Origin of the sequence: Bacteroides hominis, from assembly GCF_033042785.2 — a bacterium.
GTDB lineage: Bacteria > Bacteroidota > Bacteroidia > Bacteroidales > Bacteroidaceae > Bacteroides > Bacteroides hominis.
The window spans coordinates 4,784,941-4,800,743 of the sequence record NZ_CP178829.1; the positions used below are offsets into that span (position 1 = coordinate 4,784,941).

General features: G+C 47.7%; 8 protein-coding genes. 3 read left to right on the forward strand and 5 right to left on the reverse strand.

Annotated features, from left to right (window positions below; all coding sequences use genetic code 11):
• Position 1 precedes the first annotated feature (1 nt).
• Both R3O62_RS20150 and R3O62_RS20155 read left to right on the forward strand, forming a co-directional pair.
• Positions 2–1,705, forward strand: coding sequence for an acyl-CoA dehydrogenase family protein (locus R3O62_RS20150; RefSeq protein WP_005780768.1), 1,704 nt, complete (start codon positions 2–4; stop codon positions 1,703–1,705).
• Positions 1,706–1,940: 235 nt separating this feature from the next.
• The gene (locus R3O62_RS20155) at positions 1,941–5,966 is read left to right on the forward strand and encodes a glycoside hydrolase family 2 TIM barrel-domain containing protein (protein ID WP_269109972.1); all 4,026 of its coding nucleotides are present in this window, start codon (positions 1,941–1,943) and stop codon (positions 5,964–5,966) included.
• Positions 5,967–6,112: 146 nt separating this feature from the next.
• Here the strand turns inward: R3O62_RS20155 and R3O62_RS20160 are convergent, their stop codons facing one another.
• The 5 genes from R3O62_RS20160 to R3O62_RS20180 form a co-directional block, all read right to left on the reverse strand.
• A complete protein-coding gene (locus R3O62_RS20160) occupies positions 6,113–6,424 on the reverse strand; it encodes a chaperone modulator CbpM (protein ID WP_005780772.1) in 312 nt (103 codons plus the stop codon).
• Positions 6,425–6,439: 15 nt separating this feature from the next.
• On the reverse strand, positions 6,440–7,381 hold the full coding sequence (locus tag R3O62_RS20165) for a DnaJ C-terminal domain-containing protein (RefSeq protein WP_005807793.1): 942 nt from the start codon (positions 7,379–7,381) through the stop codon (positions 6,440–6,442).
• Positions 7,382–7,454: 73 nt separating this feature from the next.
• Positions 7,455–9,092 (reverse strand): PAS domain-containing sensor histidine kinase, encoded by a 1,638-nt coding sequence (locus R3O62_RS20170; RefSeq protein ID WP_032529981.1) that lies wholly within the window; start codon positions 9,090–9,092, stop codon positions 7,455–7,457.
• 141 nt (positions 9,093–9,233) lie between these two features.
• Positions 9,234–10,934 carry a phosphoethanolamine transferase gene (locus R3O62_RS20175; RefSeq protein WP_317472995.1) on the reverse strand — a complete coding sequence of 567 codons (1,701 nt, stop codon included), beginning with the start codon at positions 10,932–10,934 and terminating at the stop codon, positions 9,234–9,236.
• Positions 10,921–12,141: a BamA/TamA family outer membrane protein gene (locus R3O62_RS20180; protein ID WP_217737784.1), complete on the reverse strand. Its 1,221-nt coding sequence runs from the start codon at positions 12,139–12,141 to the stop codon at positions 10,921–10,923. Before R3O62_RS20180 ends, R3O62_RS20175 begins: the two co-directional genes overlap by 14 nt.
• 284 nt (positions 12,142–12,425) lie before the next feature.
• On the opposite strand from R3O62_RS20180, the gene R3O62_RS20185 reads away from it, so the two are divergent.
• Positions 12,426–14,936, forward strand: a complete 2,511-nt coding sequence (locus R3O62_RS20185) for a glycoside hydrolase family 9 protein (protein ID WP_005780780.1) — start codon at positions 12,426–12,428, stop codon at positions 14,934–14,936.
• Positions 14,937–15,803 lie beyond the last annotated feature (867 nt).

A 15,803-nucleotide genomic window follows, 5' to 3' on the forward strand; every position in this document is an offset into this window, starting at 1 on the left:
AATGGCTAACTTTTATTTAGATACTCCGGAACTCAAGCATCACTTGAACCATCCGTTGATGAAGAGAATTGTTGAGCTGAAAGAGCGCAACTATGCTGATAAAGATAAATTCGACTATGCTCCGGTAGACTTCGAAGATGCAATGGACAGCTACGATAAAGTACTGGAAATTGTAGGGGAAATCTGTGGTGACATCATCGCTCCCAATGCAGAAGGCGTCGATCACGAAGGTCCGGTTTGTGCCGACAACCGCGTAACTTATGCCAGCGGAACTGCCCAGAACCTGGATGCCTGCCGTAAAGCCGGGCTGATGGGTATGGCTATGCCCCGCCGCTTTGGAGGTCTGAACTTCCCAATCACTCCATACATCATGGCTGCCGATATCGTGAGCCGCAGTGATGCAGGTTTCGAGAACCTCTGGGGACTGCAGGACTGTGCCGAAACCATCTACGAGTTTGCCAACGAAGAGCAGAAGCAGCGCTACATCACCCGTGTATGCCAAGGCGAAACCATGTCAATGGACCTGACCGAACCGGATGCAGGTTCCGACCTACAATCTGTCATGCTGAAAGCCACTTACAGTGAAAAAGACCAATGCTGGTATCTGAACGGCGTGAAACGCTTTATCACAAACGGTGATGCCGATATTCATCTCGTATTGGCACGTTCGGAAGAAGGAACACACGACGGACGCGGTCTGTCTATGTTTATCTACGACAAGCGCAATGGCGGAGTTAACGTACGCCGCATCGAGAACAAAATGGGTATCAAAGGCTCCCCTACTTGCGAGCTGGTATATAAAAATGCCAAAGCCGAACTTTGCGGTGACCGTAAACTGGGTCTTATCAAATACGTAATGGCGTTGATGAACGGTGCCCGCCTGGGTATTGCCGCACAATCGGTAGGTTTGTCACAGGCAGCTTACAATGAAGCTCTGGCTTATGCCAAAGACCGTAAACAGTTTGGCAAAGCAATCATCGAATTCCCTGCCGTAGCCGAGATACTTTCTTTGATGAAAGCTAAACTGGATGCTTCCCGTTCACTGCTGTACGAGACAGCTCGTTTTGTAGACATTTACAAAGCACTGGACGACATTGCCAAGGAGCGCAAACTGACTCCGGAAGAACGTGCCGAACAGAAAACATTCGCCAAACTGGCTGACGCCTTTACTCCGCTGGGCAAGGGTATGGGCAGTGAATTTGCCAACCAGAACGCTTACGATTGCATTCAGATTCATGGTGGTTCGGGCTTTATGAAAGATTACGCCTGCGAACGCATCTATCGTGACTCACGCATCACTTCCATTTACGAAGGTACCACCCAGTTGCAGGTTGTGGCTGCTATCCGTTACGTAACGACCGGTGCTTATCTGGCACGTATCCAAGAATACGAGAACATGCCGGTAGCTCCAGAACTGGAAGGCTTGCAGAACCGCTTGAAAAGTATGGCAAGCAAATATGCAGCCTGCGTGACTCAAATCACAGAAGCAAAAGACCAGGAACTGCTCGACTTCTGCGCACGCCGTCTGGTAGAAATGGCTGCCCACATCATCATGGGTCACCTGATGGTTCAAGATGCTTCGAAGAGCGATCTGTTCTCCGAATCGGCTCAGGTATACGTACGTTATGCTGAGGCTGAAGTAGAAAAACATATCAACTTTATTCGCAAATTCGATAAAGACGATCTGGCTTACTACAGAAAGTAAAGAGTTTACTTCAAGACTAAAAAAAGGGATTCGGACAACCGGATCCCTTTTCTTTTTCTACTACCGGAGAGAGGCGAGTTATTTTTATCTCCCGAAAATACCCAATTAATGTCAAATGATTTGGCTATGTGACTGGTTTTTACGAATATTGCAACAAAATTAGAGAGATACCGGATTACGGATCAATATAACACGAAAAAACTTCAGTAAATAATCTATTAAAAGAAAAACAATTATGCGGAAAATCACGTTAGGTCTGATACTATGCAGCATGGTTACGCTTTGCTTTGCCGGTCAAAGACCTTTAGAGGGATTTAAGTATGCCTCGGAAAAAGCCCCGGTGGGCAACGAATGGGAATCACCGGAAAACTTAGCACTCAACAAAGAACAACCGCGCGCCTGGTTCTTTTCCTTCCAGGATGTGGAAAGCGCACGAAAGGTGTTGCCTGAGAACAGTAAATACTGGTTGTCACTGAATGGTGACTGGAAATTCAATTGGGCACCCGATCCGGACTCCCGCCCTAAAGATTTTTATCAAACAACCTTCGATGTTTCAGGATGGGACAATATCCCGGTTCCTTCAAGCTGGAATATTTATGGCATCCAGAAGGACGGAAGCCTGAAATACGGAGTACCCATCTACGTGAACCAACCTGTAATTTTCATGCACAAAGTGAAAGTAGACGACTGGCGCGGAGGTGTGATGCGTACCCCTCCGACCAATTGGACTACTTATAAAGACCGTAACGAAGTGGGTTCGTTCCGTCGCGACTTCGACATCCCGCAGGACTGGGACGGTCGTGAAGTATTTATCAGCTTCGACGGCGTGGACTCTTTCTTCTACCTCTGGATCAATGGACAGTATGTAGGTTTCTCCAAGAACTCACGCAACACAGCCAACTTCAACATCACTCCTTACCTGCAAAAAGGAAAGAACACCGTTGCTGCCGAAGTATACCGCAGCTCGGACGGCTCATTCCTTGAAGCACAGGATATGTTCCGCCTGCCGGGTATCTTCCGTACCGTAGCCCTCTATTCTACTCCGAAAGTACAGGTACGCGACCTTGTTGTAATCCCCGACCTGGACGAGACATACACCAATGGTTCATTGGCTATCAGCGCTGACATCCGTAACTATGGCAAGAAAGCTGCCAAAGGATACCAGATGGCTTATACACTTTATGCAAACAAACTGTATTCGGACGAAAATACCCCCGTTGCCAATGCGGTTGCCAATGCTACTGTGGACCTGGTGAACCCGAACGAAACCGCAGAGGCTGAAAAAGCGATATTGAACGTGCAGTCACCCAACAAGTGGTCGGCTGAGTTCCCTTACCTCTATACACTCGTTGCCGAACTGAAAGACAAGAAAGGCAAAACAATAGAAACCGTTTCAACTACTGTAGGTTTCCGTAAAGTGGAAATCAAAGACACCCCTGCTTCTGCAGACGAATTCGGACTGGCAGGCCGTTACTATTACGTAAATGGCAAGACCGTGAAACTGAAAGGTGTCAACCGCCACGAATCAAATCCTGCCGTAGGTCATGCCATCACTCGCGAAATGATGGAGAAAGAGGTAATGCTGATGAAACGTGCCAACATCAATCACGTACGTAACTCTCACTATCCGGACGATCCGTACTGGTACCATCTGTGCAACAAATACGGACTCTATCTGGAAGATGAAGCCAACATCGAGTCTCACGAGTACTATTATGGAGCCGCTTCACTGTCTCATCCGATGGAATGGAAAAACGCCCACGTAGCCCGTGTGATGGAAATGGTTCATGCCAACGTAAACAATCCTTCGATTGTCATCTGGTCATTGGGTAACGAAGCCGGACCGGGAAAGAACTTCGTAGCAGCCTATGATGCACTGAAAGCATTCGACTTGTCACGCCCTGTTCAGTACGAACGTAACAACGACATCGTCGACATGGGTTCCAACCAGTATCCTTCCATCGGCTGGATGCGTGGTGCCGTGAAAGGTAATTATGATATCAAATATCCGTTCCATGTTTCGGAATATGCTCACTCTATGGGTAACGCCTGCGGTAACCTGGTGGACTATTGGGAAGCTATCGAGTCGACTAACTTCTTCTGTGGTGGAGCTATCTGGGACTGGGTAGACCAATCGATGTACAATTACGATAAGAAAACCGGAGAGCGCTATCTGGCTTACGGTGGTGACTTCGGTGATACTCCGAATGACGGACAGTTCGTTATGAACGGTATCGTATTCGGTGACCTGGAACCGAAACCACAATATTATGAAGTGAAGAAAGTGTACCAACACATCGGCGTACAACCAATCGATGTAGAAAAAGGACAGTTCGAAGTATTCAACAAGTATTACTTCAAAAACCTTTCGGACTATGAAGTTAAATGGTCACTTTACGAAAACGGTAAGGAAGCACAATCGGGCATATTGTCTATGGGTGAAGTGGCTCCGCGTACCCGTACGCAGATCACGGTTCCTTATCAGTTCAGTAAACTGAAAGCCGATTCGGAATATTTCGTGAAGATTCAGTTCCTGCTGAAAGACAGCATGCCTTGGGCTGACAAGAACTTTGCGCAGGCAGAAGAACAGATACTCGTTAAAGAAGCTACTGCACGTCCTGCCATCAACACTGTAGCATCCGGAAGCGACAAACCGGAAATAATTATGATTAAAGCGAGCGATATCATTACCATTAAAGGCAATGGCTACACAGCTCAATTCGATATCAAAACAGGTACTATCTACAGCCTGACATACGGAAACGAAAAAGTAATTACTGACGGTAACGGTCCGAAACTGGATGCGCTCCGCGCGTTCACGAACAATGATAACTGGTTCTACTCTCAGTGGTTCGACAACGGACTGCACAACCTGAAGCACTCAGCTACCGGCTTCGATATGACTACCAAAAAAGATGGCACAGTCGTATTGTCATTCACAGTAAAATCCCAAGCTCCAAACGCAGCTAAGATTTTGGGTGGAACGAGCTCCGGCAAGAACAAAATTGAAGAACTGACGGACAAGAAGTTCGGCAGCAATGATTTCAAGTTCACCACCAATCAGGTATGGACTGTCTATAAAGACGGCTCCATCGAACTGGAAGCAAGTATCACATCCAATCAGCCGAGCCTCGTATTACCTCGTCTGGGATATATGATACGCGTGCCTCAGCAATATGATAACTTCACTTACTACGGACGCGGACCTATTGACAACTATGCCGACCGCAAGGTAGGACAGTTCATCGAGCAACATAAGAACACGGTTGCCGGAGAATTCGTCAACTTCCCCAAACCACAGGATATGGGTAACCACGAAGATGTGCGCTGGTGTGCATTGACCAACAACGCAGGCAACGGTGCTGTGTTTGTAGCTACCGACCGCTTGTCGGCTTCGGCTCTGCCCTACTCCGCACTCGACCTGATCCTGGCTTCACATCCGTATCAGTTGCCGAAAGCCGGTGATACTTATCTTCATCTGGATGCAGCCGTAACCGGCCTGGGTGGCAACAGTTGCGGCCAAGGTGGCCCGCTGGAACAAGACCGTGTCTTCGCCAGCCATCACAACACAGGTTTCATCATCCGCCCTGCGGGTAAAGACCTGACTGCAACAGCCAATGTAGCCCCTGCCGGAGAGGTGCCGTTGTCCATTACCCGCAACCGTGCCGGTGCAGTATCTGTATCATCACAGAAAAAGGATGCGGTTATCCTCTACACAGTAGATAAGAGTAAACCCAAAACTTACACCGAACCGATCGCATTACGCAATGGCGGTACAGTGACTGCCTGGTTCAAAGATGCACCTTTCATCAAAGCAACCATGACATTCGACAAGATCGAAAGCATCCAGACGGAAGTGATCTATGCAAGTAGTGAAGAATCGGATGGAGGCGAAGCCAAGAACCTGACCGACGGTGACCCGAATACCATCTGGCACACCATGTTCTCTGTAACCGTGGCTAAACACCCGCACTGGGTAGATCTGGATGCCGGTGAAGTGAAAACAATTAAAGGTTTCACTTACCTTCCACGTCAGGACAGCAGCAACGGTAATGTGAAAGATTACACCATACACGTAAGCCAGGATGGCAAAGAATGGGGTGAACCAATCCTGAAAGGTACTTTCGCAAGAGACCTGAAAGAGAAGAAAGTAATGTTCGAGAAACCTGTAAAAGCCCGTTACATCCGCTTCACCGCTCTGAGTGAACAACGCGGACAAGACTACGCTTCGGGTGCCGAACTGACGATTCTGGCTGAATAAGAGTACGGCCAAGCATAAAAAAACAGAGCCTTTATCGGGGCGGAACAGACACTCTGTCCACCCTTGATAAAGGCTCTGTTTATATCATATAGAGGCTCTGATAGAAACCGGAAAAGCCTCTTTATCCAACACATGAAATAAACCTTTTACCAGTCCTCCATTACACCTTCCCTTTTAAAGACGATAAGCTGATTCCGGAGAGTACTGATTTCACGTCTCATCAGTTCCATCCTTTCCAGCAAATGATGAATGGCATCGATACCCTCCATATTGATGGACAGGTCGTAATACATACGGCTGTATCGTTCCACATCGGGAAGTTGCGACGCAAGCAGATAGTGCTCGCCGCCCTCGGTGCGTACCTCAATCAAGCCACCCTCTTCTAACAGGTCGATAAATGAAGGCTCAATATGACATTTGTGACAGTATTCACTGACTATTATTAATTCGGTCTGCATAGCGCTCTTTCATTATTAGTTCATACTCTGTTGTAACTCTCTGAACAGTTCTTTCTGCCTATCTGTCAGACTCGTAGGTATCTTGACTGAATAAGTGACAATCAAATCGCCAAACTGTCCTTCTTTCTTATATATGGGGAAACCTTTACCCTTCAGGCGTACTTTCGTACCATTCTGGGTTTCGGGCTTTATCTTCAGTTTCACTTTACCTTCCAGCGTATCAACCACCTTTTCACCACCCAGTACGGCAGTATAGAGATCGACTTCCACATCCACGTACAGATCATCTCCGAGACGCTTGAATACAGGATCTTCGGCTATCCGGAAAGTGATATACAGATCGCCTGCCGGACCACCGTTAATACCTTCACCACCGTATCCTTTCAGTTTAATCACCTGTCCGTCGGCTACACCGGCCGGTATTGTGATACGAACCTGCTTTCCATTCACATTCAACACCTGCTTATGGGTCTGTGCCGCATCGCGAAGAGACAGGTGTAGTTCCGCATTAAAATCTTGTCCGCGGAAACCTGAGCCGCCTCGTCCGCCTCCGCCCCTATGCCCGAACATAGACTCGAAGAAATCCGAGAATCCTCCGGCATCACCACCCGAGAATCCTTCTCCATCGGACGAGTACCAATAGGAACCACCGTCTCCGCCAAAACCGGAGAAGCCGCCTCCACCCGCACCGGCATGCTGGCGGGCCTTCTTCTGCGCTTCGAATTCGTCCGCATGTTTCCAATGTTCGCCGTATTCGTCGTACTTTTTCCTTTTCTCCGGATCGCTCAATACTTCGTTGGCTTCATTAATCTCCTGAAACTTATCCTTGGCGCTTGGGTCATTCGGATTCAGGTCGGGATGATATTTACGGGCTAATTTGCGGAAAGCCTTCTTGACATCATCCTGAGAAGCATTCTTGTCAACTCCGAGAATCTTGTAATAATCTATATAAGCCATGTTTTTTATATATTTAAACCTCTATATTAAGTGTATACAAACAACACGCCAACCGGAGTTTTAGGTTCAATTTTTAGCACAAATTAATAGGAATATCGAGCGGTATGTCCTCTTGAACAGGAAGACGGAACCAGAAGCAGGCACCCTCTTCTACTGCCGTATCGACCCCGATCGTTCCTCCCAGGCGCTCTATGATCACCCGGCAGATGGCGAGTCCCAGCCCCGTGCCCTTAACGAAGGAGTTCAGTTTGACAAAACGTTCAAAAACTTTTTCAGCTTTATCGGCGGGAATACCGATACCTGTATCTTTCACGAAGAAATAAAGTTCATTCCTCTGTCCGTTCAGCCGGTATCCCAACGTAATGGAACCTTCGGCGGTAAACTTCATTGCGTTATTCATCAGATTGATGATGACCTGCGACAAACGCAAACGATCCGTATTGATCACACAGCAGGGTTCCTTTTCAGTAAACAGAATCTGTACCCCCGGGCGTTGGTTCTTCTGCTGCATTTGCAGGCAGATGTCCTCCATCAGTTCGTTGATATCCGTCAGGGCATAGGAAAAATCCATCGTTCCGGCTTCTATCTTCGACAGGTCGAGAATGTCGTCGATAAGCTGCAACAAAAGTTCGTTATTCGAAGTAACAATCCGGATGTACTCCTCTTTCTCTTCGGCATCATCTGTCTGGCAGATCAGGTCGGAGAAACCGATGATGGCATTGAGCGGTGTACGTATTTCATGGCTCATATTGGCAAGGAAGGCCGACTTCAGCCGATTGGACTCCTCTGCTTTCTCCTTGGCCTCTTGAAGCATACGGTCTACTTTCAGTTTCTCGGTGATATCTTCAAAGCGCAGCAATCCACCGATAATTTCACCTCCCGTATCACTATAAACGGGGGTAGCGGTAATTTCAAAGTCTACATGATCCACATGGGTAATATGCCTCACCATTTTGCCGGTACTGATGGCCTCCTGAAAAGCACATCTTTTACACGGTTTGTCCCCTCGCCCCGTTGTCCGGTAGCAAGTAGTGCCGGGAATATAATGACGTCCGACAACCAGATTCTTTATATTACTGGTCTCTTCCCATTGCACCTTATAATTTCGGTCAATATAAATCAGGCCGAAATCAATACTTCTTAAAGCCAGTTTCTGTTTACGAACGGCTCCCTCCAGTTGCTCTTTGGCAGCCAAAAGCTCCCTTTCGTACATCTTAAGCTGAGTGATCTCCCAACGGGCCACCAGTAACCATTTGCCCAGTTTGCCCGAAGATATGATTGATTTCACCACAAGGGTATCATGCACTTTTCCATCGGCAGTCACATACCTCTCTTCCGCTTTATAGGGTTTTCCGGCTTTAACGAGATCTTCATCTATTTTACGGTACTGTTTACCCCGTTCTTCACCAAAAATATCGGCATCTGAAAAGCCGACGGCATCTTTGCGGCTGATGCCCGACTGCAACTCGGCCTCCTTATTCCAGTACGTGTACTTGAATTGTTCCTGAATATCCTTCACCATAATAGGAAACGGAAGATTATCTAATATCTCAAACAGGAAGCGACGATAGTCATCGTCTGCCGAAGCCGATTTACGAAGCCGGAAGTTCTGAAAGAGCAGGAAGCAAACGGTCAGAAACAAAAATACGGATAACACATAAAGCCATAGATTATCGGTTACCCCCATTACCAATAGTAGTTTGGTTGCCATAATTGCATATTGTGATGAATTGACGGTAAATATAGAAATTATTCTCCGACTTTCACCACAATATGAAACAAAAGCACCTGTAGGGAACAAAGTTTCGAGATACTACACTTATATCCCCAAGTCTATAGTTTAAATGCGTTTTCAGCGAATATTCATTTTCCTGAACATCTCAAAGTCCTCCTTACGCAATCCGATATCGTCGTAAGCCCGCGGCTCATTGTGGTCATTCAGGTAAAAGCGGGGGAACTCCGTATAGGACGGGCTTGCCACGGACAGCGAGTCGTTCACATAGGCAGTAGTCACTCCGGCCAGATCGAGTACCGAATGGAACACTACCCGATTCGAAGCGACAGACTTTTGACGGTTTTGCTGTAAAGCAGCGATATGCTCCGGATATTTCTCCCGGTATGTATCCGAAGTCCAGACAATAAACGGCACGTGCAACTGATAATACGAAGGCACAGGCGACGCATGCAGGAAAAGGTGACGGTCGTCGTCAAAAATATCTTCTCCATGGTCCGAAGTATAGAGCATGGCCGAACCGGCATCCTGTTGCTGCAACAAGCCGATCAGCCTTGCCAGGAAATCGTCGGTATAGCGGATGGAGTTGTCATAGGCATTAATCAGATTGTCCCGATACTTAAATTCGGCATCCGCCGGACTGTCGGGCCGGAAAAACGCAGCCCTGGCAGGATAGCGCTCACGGTAGTTAAAGTGCGAACCATAGGTATGCAACACAATGAATTGTTTGCGGTTTCCTTTGGCAAGTTCCTCTTTCACCAATGCCAGCAGGTTGTCATCCGAAAGATTCTGACCGGCGGTCAGCGAATCTTCTTTGATGAAATCGCAATGATCGGCCTCTTTTCCGAAGAAGTCTATAAAAGAATTATTGTAACGCTGATTGGAGAAAAAAGCCGTTTTGAAACCTGCCTCCCTGAAAGCCGTAATAATACCTTTCTGATGGTAGATAGAGTCGAAATTCTCTGCCGAAACAGCGGACATCAGCATCGGAACGCTCTTATGGGTTGTGTTCGACTGGGTCAGCACATTCGTGAAAGCCGTAAGATTGGGTATTTCCGACAATTTGGGGTTCGTCTCGCGGTCATAGCCATACAACGACCAGTTGAGAGCACGGGATGTCTCCCCCACAACCAGCACGTATATCTCGCGGTCCTCCGCCGGATGGGTGGCAACAGCATGGAAAGTAAAATCCTTCGAAGTCTCTGCATAGTCAAGGGTCTGCGCGTTGCGCTCTACGGCAAGCACCACGTTGTAGCACACATTGACCGGATATAAATCGATGGTCATCTCATATTTCTTATCCAGCAAGTAGGCAGCTCCCAACGAAAGAAAGCCAACGGCAAGTACTCCCCACGCACGTTTCCGTTGCCTACGGATAAAGTCGACAGAGAGCCTGCGTTTACGAACTATGGAAATCATACCCAGTATCAGGGCGGGTATATACAGTATCACGATCGTAACGAGGGCCGGCAGCAGATTATCGAGCAACTCCATGGCTTCGGAAGAATTGGTCGTAGCCAGATTGAGGAACATATCCACCGCTATGATGGACTGCCCGAACAGATAGAGCAACACGATCTGAAAGGCCCCGAAGAATACAAAAAGAAACAATATCCAGAGCATCTTTCCGCAATTCCTGGACAGGGTCATAATCAGATAATAACAACCCAAAGGTAACAGAACGTTGGCAACCTTGGCCACAAGCGGTAAAGGTTCCGTGAAACACAGTGCTATGTTGGGCACAATCAGCACAAACAAAAACAGGTAGAACAAGTTCTCCTGATTATCGAACCATTTCTTTATCTTATTAAAAAGCTTCATTGATATTAAATATAAATCCGGTCTGGCCTTTTCCAAACCCTAAATCCAATCGTACATTCACTCTCTTCTTGAACTCCCACCGGTAGCCGAATCCATAATTGGGAAGTATATGTTTCACCTCGAACGAAGAAAAGTCGGGAAAAACATTTCCGGCTCCCACCCAGACAGCTACTCCGTTACGTTTCCATACATGCTGCCGGAGTTCAACCTGCATATCCACCACATTCTTGTCACGGAATCTGCCATCGTAATATCCGCGCATGGAATACGAACTTCCCAATGTTGCCATCAATCCCCAGGGCGGATTGCCGTAAGTCAGCAGCGTATGAAATTGTCCGGCAAGTATTCCACCTTTCCACACCTTACGATAGTAGCTTGTGGTCAGCTCCGTACTGCTGAATGCGTAGTCGTTCCCCAGAAACGCAGGACTGAAACGCTGGTCTATGCGCAGATAATACCCCTTATAGGCATTCGTGAGGAAGTCCCGAGAATCATACACAAGGGAAAGCCCTGCACTGACGTTGGTCGTACGGGCGTCCATCCCCTGCCAAAGTTCGGGCTTCTCAAAGTTGCGTCCGTCGATATAATCGAAACTTGCCATAGGTCCCAGATAGAAGTTTTTTGCCAAACGGAACATAAAGTCGACTTTCACCTGTGCCTGGAAGCGCTTGTAACTGCTTTCATTTTCGTCATTCACCGCATTCCGGTATCCTATTCCCCAATACAAACTGGGAAAAGAATAAAAATAAAGGTTATAATTCAGCCTGTATTTATCTTTCGGAAAGATATGATTGCCCCGAACGCCCAGCAGATAGAATCCGACAGTGGACACATCGCCATACAATGATACGGTGGAAAGCGGCAGAAGTGTATCGGCACGGTCGGTACGGTATAATCCGGCAGCCACCAGTCCCAGCCCAAGCTTGGTATCACTGGAATAATGCGGACCGCCGATTACACTGAAATCAAACTTCTTGTTCTTCTTCTCCTTATTGGCATCATTGAAGTAATCAAGGAATTTCTTTAAAAAACTACGCTTCACCGCAGCAGAGTCGGCAACGACAGCAGTAGAGGCGGAATCCTCCGCAACAGGAATATACGTAATCGGTGAGAGACTATCGTTGCAGTTCTCCCCCTGTGCCAAAGATACAGTCCACAGTGCGGAAAAGCATCCAAGTAATAGCCAGTTTTTGTGTTTAGGTTTCATATATTGTTCCCTCTTAAGAAAACTCAATCTACAAAAGTAGTTTTATCATTCCTTGTTACAATCATATTACATTCTCTTTTATCATTTATTGCCTCCATTTAACACTTAATAAACGAAAAAAGTTCAGAATATGCCATATAAAGCAACATCAAATTCTAAAAACTTGTAAACGACACATAATATCAGCTAATAAAACTACCCTATTATTCTTTAAGTAAATTAAATCCGCTTTATTTGCATTATACAACTTAACACATTCCCCAACCTTAAACAATGCTTCCATTATGAAACGGAATTACTGGCTTTTGGCCATTGTTTTCTTGCTTTCCACCCTGCACGCTCAGGCAGGTGAATGGATACGGATCAACCAACTGGGCTACCTCCCCCAATCTAAAAAGGTAGCCGTATTTATGAGTGAAGTACCGGTTGAAGTGAACAACTATTCACTGGTCGATGTATTCACCGGAAAAACGGTACGTACTTTCACATCTCCCCGGAAGACAGGCCCGATCGGACAAATGAAATCAACCTACCGGCTGGACTTCAGTACCTTTGATACACCCGGAACCTACTATCTAAAAGCCGGAAAAGCAGTATCGCCCCACTTCCCCATCAACCACCGCGTATACAACGGAACGGCCGACTTCCTGCTGAATTACATGCGCCAGCAGCGATGCGGTTACAACCCCTTCCTGAAAGACAGTTGCCATGTACATGACGGCTTTATCGTGTATCATCCCACAAAGACCGGACAGCACACCGATGTCCGGGGAGGATGGCATGACGCGACCGACTATCTGCAATATACCACAACCTCGGCCAATGCCATTTACCAGATGATGTTTGCCTATCTGCAAAACCCGGAAGCTTTCGGCGATGCTTACGATGCTGCCGGACACCCTGGAGCTAACGGCATCCCGGACATTGTGGACGAAATAAAATGGGGGCTCGACTGGTTGAACCGGATGAACCCTGCCCAAGGAGAACTTTACAACCAGATTGCCGATGACCGGGACCATGCAGGGATGCGCCTGCCCGGCAAAGATTCGGTGGACTACGGCTACGGACGAGGACAAGGGCGCCCGGTTTACTTTTGCAGTGGTGAGCCTCAGGTTCGCGGCAAATTCAAGAATGCAACCACCGGAGTGGCCAGTACCGCAGGCAAATTCGCCTCTTGCTTTGCACTGGGGGCAAAGGTACTGAAAGATTTCTATCCGGACTTCGCCCAAGAAATAGCCTCTAAAGCAGATAACGCCTATCAGGAGGGTATAAAGAAACCCGGTCCCTGCCAAACGGCCTCGGTAAAGTCACCCTATATTTATGAAGAAGACAATTGGGTGGACGATATGGAACTCGGAGCCATGGAACTGTTCAAAGCTACCGGCGACCCCAAATATCTGGAGCAGGCAGTAGAATACGGAAGGCGTGAACCGGTGACACCGTGGATGGGTGCCGACAGTGCCCGCCACTACCAATGGTATCCGTTTATGAACATGGGACACTACTGGGTAGCCAAAGCTTCGGGCAACGAGCGCCTGCGCGACGAATTTATCCGGAACCTGCGAACCGGAATACAGCGAACGTATGAAAAAGCCGTCGGTAGTCCTTTCCTGCACGGCATACCTTATATCTGGTGTTCGAATAACCTGACCACCGCCATGCTTACGCAATGCCGGCTTTACCGTGAGCTGACAGGCGACACGACTTATGAAGAGATGGAAGCCTCTCTGCGCGACTGGCTCCTGGGGTGCAACCCGTGGGGAACCAGCATGATTGTAGAGCTACCTTTATCCGGAGATTATCCGATACAGCCTCACTCTTCATTGCTGAACGCAGGAGTAGGCAACACTACCGGCGGACTGGTGGACGGCCCGGTATACCGTACCATTTTCGAAAGTCTCCGGGGAGTGAACATGGAGGGCATTCCGGGAATGCCCGGACAGGATTACGAACGTTTCCAACCGGACTTAATGGTCTATCACGACGCCCTTCACGATTATTCGACCAACGAACCGACCATGGACGGAACCGCTTGCCTGACCTACTACTTATCTTCTTTGCAGAAAGACGGAATGAAGCAGGCAAACGCAGCAGCAGATAAGAACATCTACAGCAATGGCGGCATTGTACGTACCGACCCCTCCAAAAAACAAATCACGCTCGTATTCACCGCCGCCGATAGAGCGGACGGAGCGGACACCATCATCAGTACCCTGAAAAAGCAAGGTATCAAAGGGGCATTCTTCTTTACCGGAGAATTTTACGAACTCTATCCGGACGTAGTGCAACGCCTGCTGAAAGAGGGGCACTACGTCGGCAGTCACAGTTACGGACATTTGCTGTACAGCCCGTGGGAAAACCGCGATTCGCTGCTGGTGACGCGCGAAGAGTTTGAAAAAGATCTGTTGAAAAGCTACGAAGTGATGCGAAAGGCCGGCATTGAATTTAAAGATGCTCCGCTCTATATACCGCCTTACGAATATTACAACCGGCAGATTGCAGCGTGGGCAAAGAATATGGGCATCCAGGTGGTTAACTTCACCGCCGGCACAGCCAGCAATGCCGACTATACCACACCGGACATGAAGAACTACCGGAGCAGCCAGGCAATCTACGATAAAATCCTTTCGGTAGAAGCTGCCGAAGGATTGAACGGTCACCTGATGCTGATCCATTTCGGGACGGACGCCCGCCGCACGGATAAATTCTATAAAGGTCACCTTGAACGGTTGATTAAAGTCCTGAAGAATAAAGGATATAAATTTGTCCCACTGCGAGAAGCCGTTGGCATATAATTCAGTTACAAGATAAAGGTTAGTTAAGAAGGTTATCATAATAGGTATTTAAGGTAGACAATCGACCGGATTGTTTTCAGTAAACAAACCCCTCCACCCCCAAGGAGCGTGGTTTGAATAAGCGAAGGTCCGCGCCTGCGAAGGTCCGGACCTTTATTATGCCCTCACGGCTCTTTCATACTCAGCCTTCTTCTCATACAAAAAACACGTTTCGATCTTCCATCTTCCACCTTTTAGAGTGCATTCCGTTGATTGTGAGATGTATAGATTGGTGGAAGATGCGGTTTTTATGCCATTTATCTTCCACCCCCATCTTCCATCTTCCACCCGCTGTTTTAGGGGATATTTCAGTAGTAACGGTTTGGAAAACAAATGGATATGTCCAATTTCTTATCCGTTTATCTCTCTAAAAGCATTTCATTTCCCTTACTCTCTTTAGTGCAAATGGTCGGATCCTTATCTCGGCCCGGGCATGCGGGCTCATCGGCCCGGGCATGTGGGCTCATCAGCCCGGGCATGTGGGCTCATCAGCCCGGGTATGCGGGCTGGGATAAAGAGTTATATGATAATGGTTAATCTGCTGGATTTCTTCGGTAATAGTCGGCCGGATTCTTTCTTAAAAAAGAAACAACGAAGCGCTGCTTCCGCATGGCTGTGTGCGAATGGAAGGTTTTGTGGGGGGCAAGGGAGGAAGACGGTTGTTAAATGAAAGAGCCGTGATTATGCCTTCCCTCCAAGACCGGCTCCGTTTCTCCGAGACATCTGTTTGCCAAGTTGCACAACTGGTATGCCATATCTCCTAAAAGAGAAGGAATTTGCCTCCCGGACAAAAATAAAACGCTATACAGTAAGGTTTCTCCCATGAAA

What these genes read in the sequence shown, in the direction of transcription:
- R3O62_RS20170 (WP_032529981.1), bottom strand. Translation starts at nt 9,092, where the DNA reads ATGGCAACCAAACTACTATTGGTAATGGGGGTAACCGATAATCTATGG.
- R3O62_RS20165 (WP_005807793.1), bottom strand. Translation starts at nt 7,381, where the DNA reads ATGGCTTATATAGATTATTACAAGATTCTCGGAGTTGACAAGAATGCT.
- R3O62_RS20180 (WP_217737784.1), bottom strand. Translation starts at nt 12,141, where the DNA reads ATGAAACCTAAACACAAAAACTGGCTATTACTTGGATGCTTTTCCGCA.
- R3O62_RS20160 (WP_005780772.1), bottom strand. Translation starts at nt 6,424, where the DNA reads ATGCAGACCGAATTAATAATAGTCAGTGAATACTGTCACAAATGTCAT.
- R3O62_RS20175 (WP_317472995.1), bottom strand. Translation starts at nt 10,934, where the DNA reads ATGAAGCTTTTTAATAAGATAAAGAAATGGTTCGATAATCAGGAGAAC.
- R3O62_RS20150 (WP_005780768.1), top strand. Translation starts at nt 2, where the DNA reads ATGGCTAACTTTTATTTAGATACTCCGGAACTCAAGCATCACTTGAAC.
- R3O62_RS20155 (WP_269109972.1), top strand. Translation starts at nt 1,941, where the DNA reads ATGCGGAAAATCACGTTAGGTCTGATACTATGCAGCATGGTTACGCTT.
- R3O62_RS20185 (WP_005780780.1), top strand. Translation starts at nt 12,426, where the DNA reads ATGAAACGGAATTACTGGCTTTTGGCCATTGTTTTCTTGCTTTCCACC.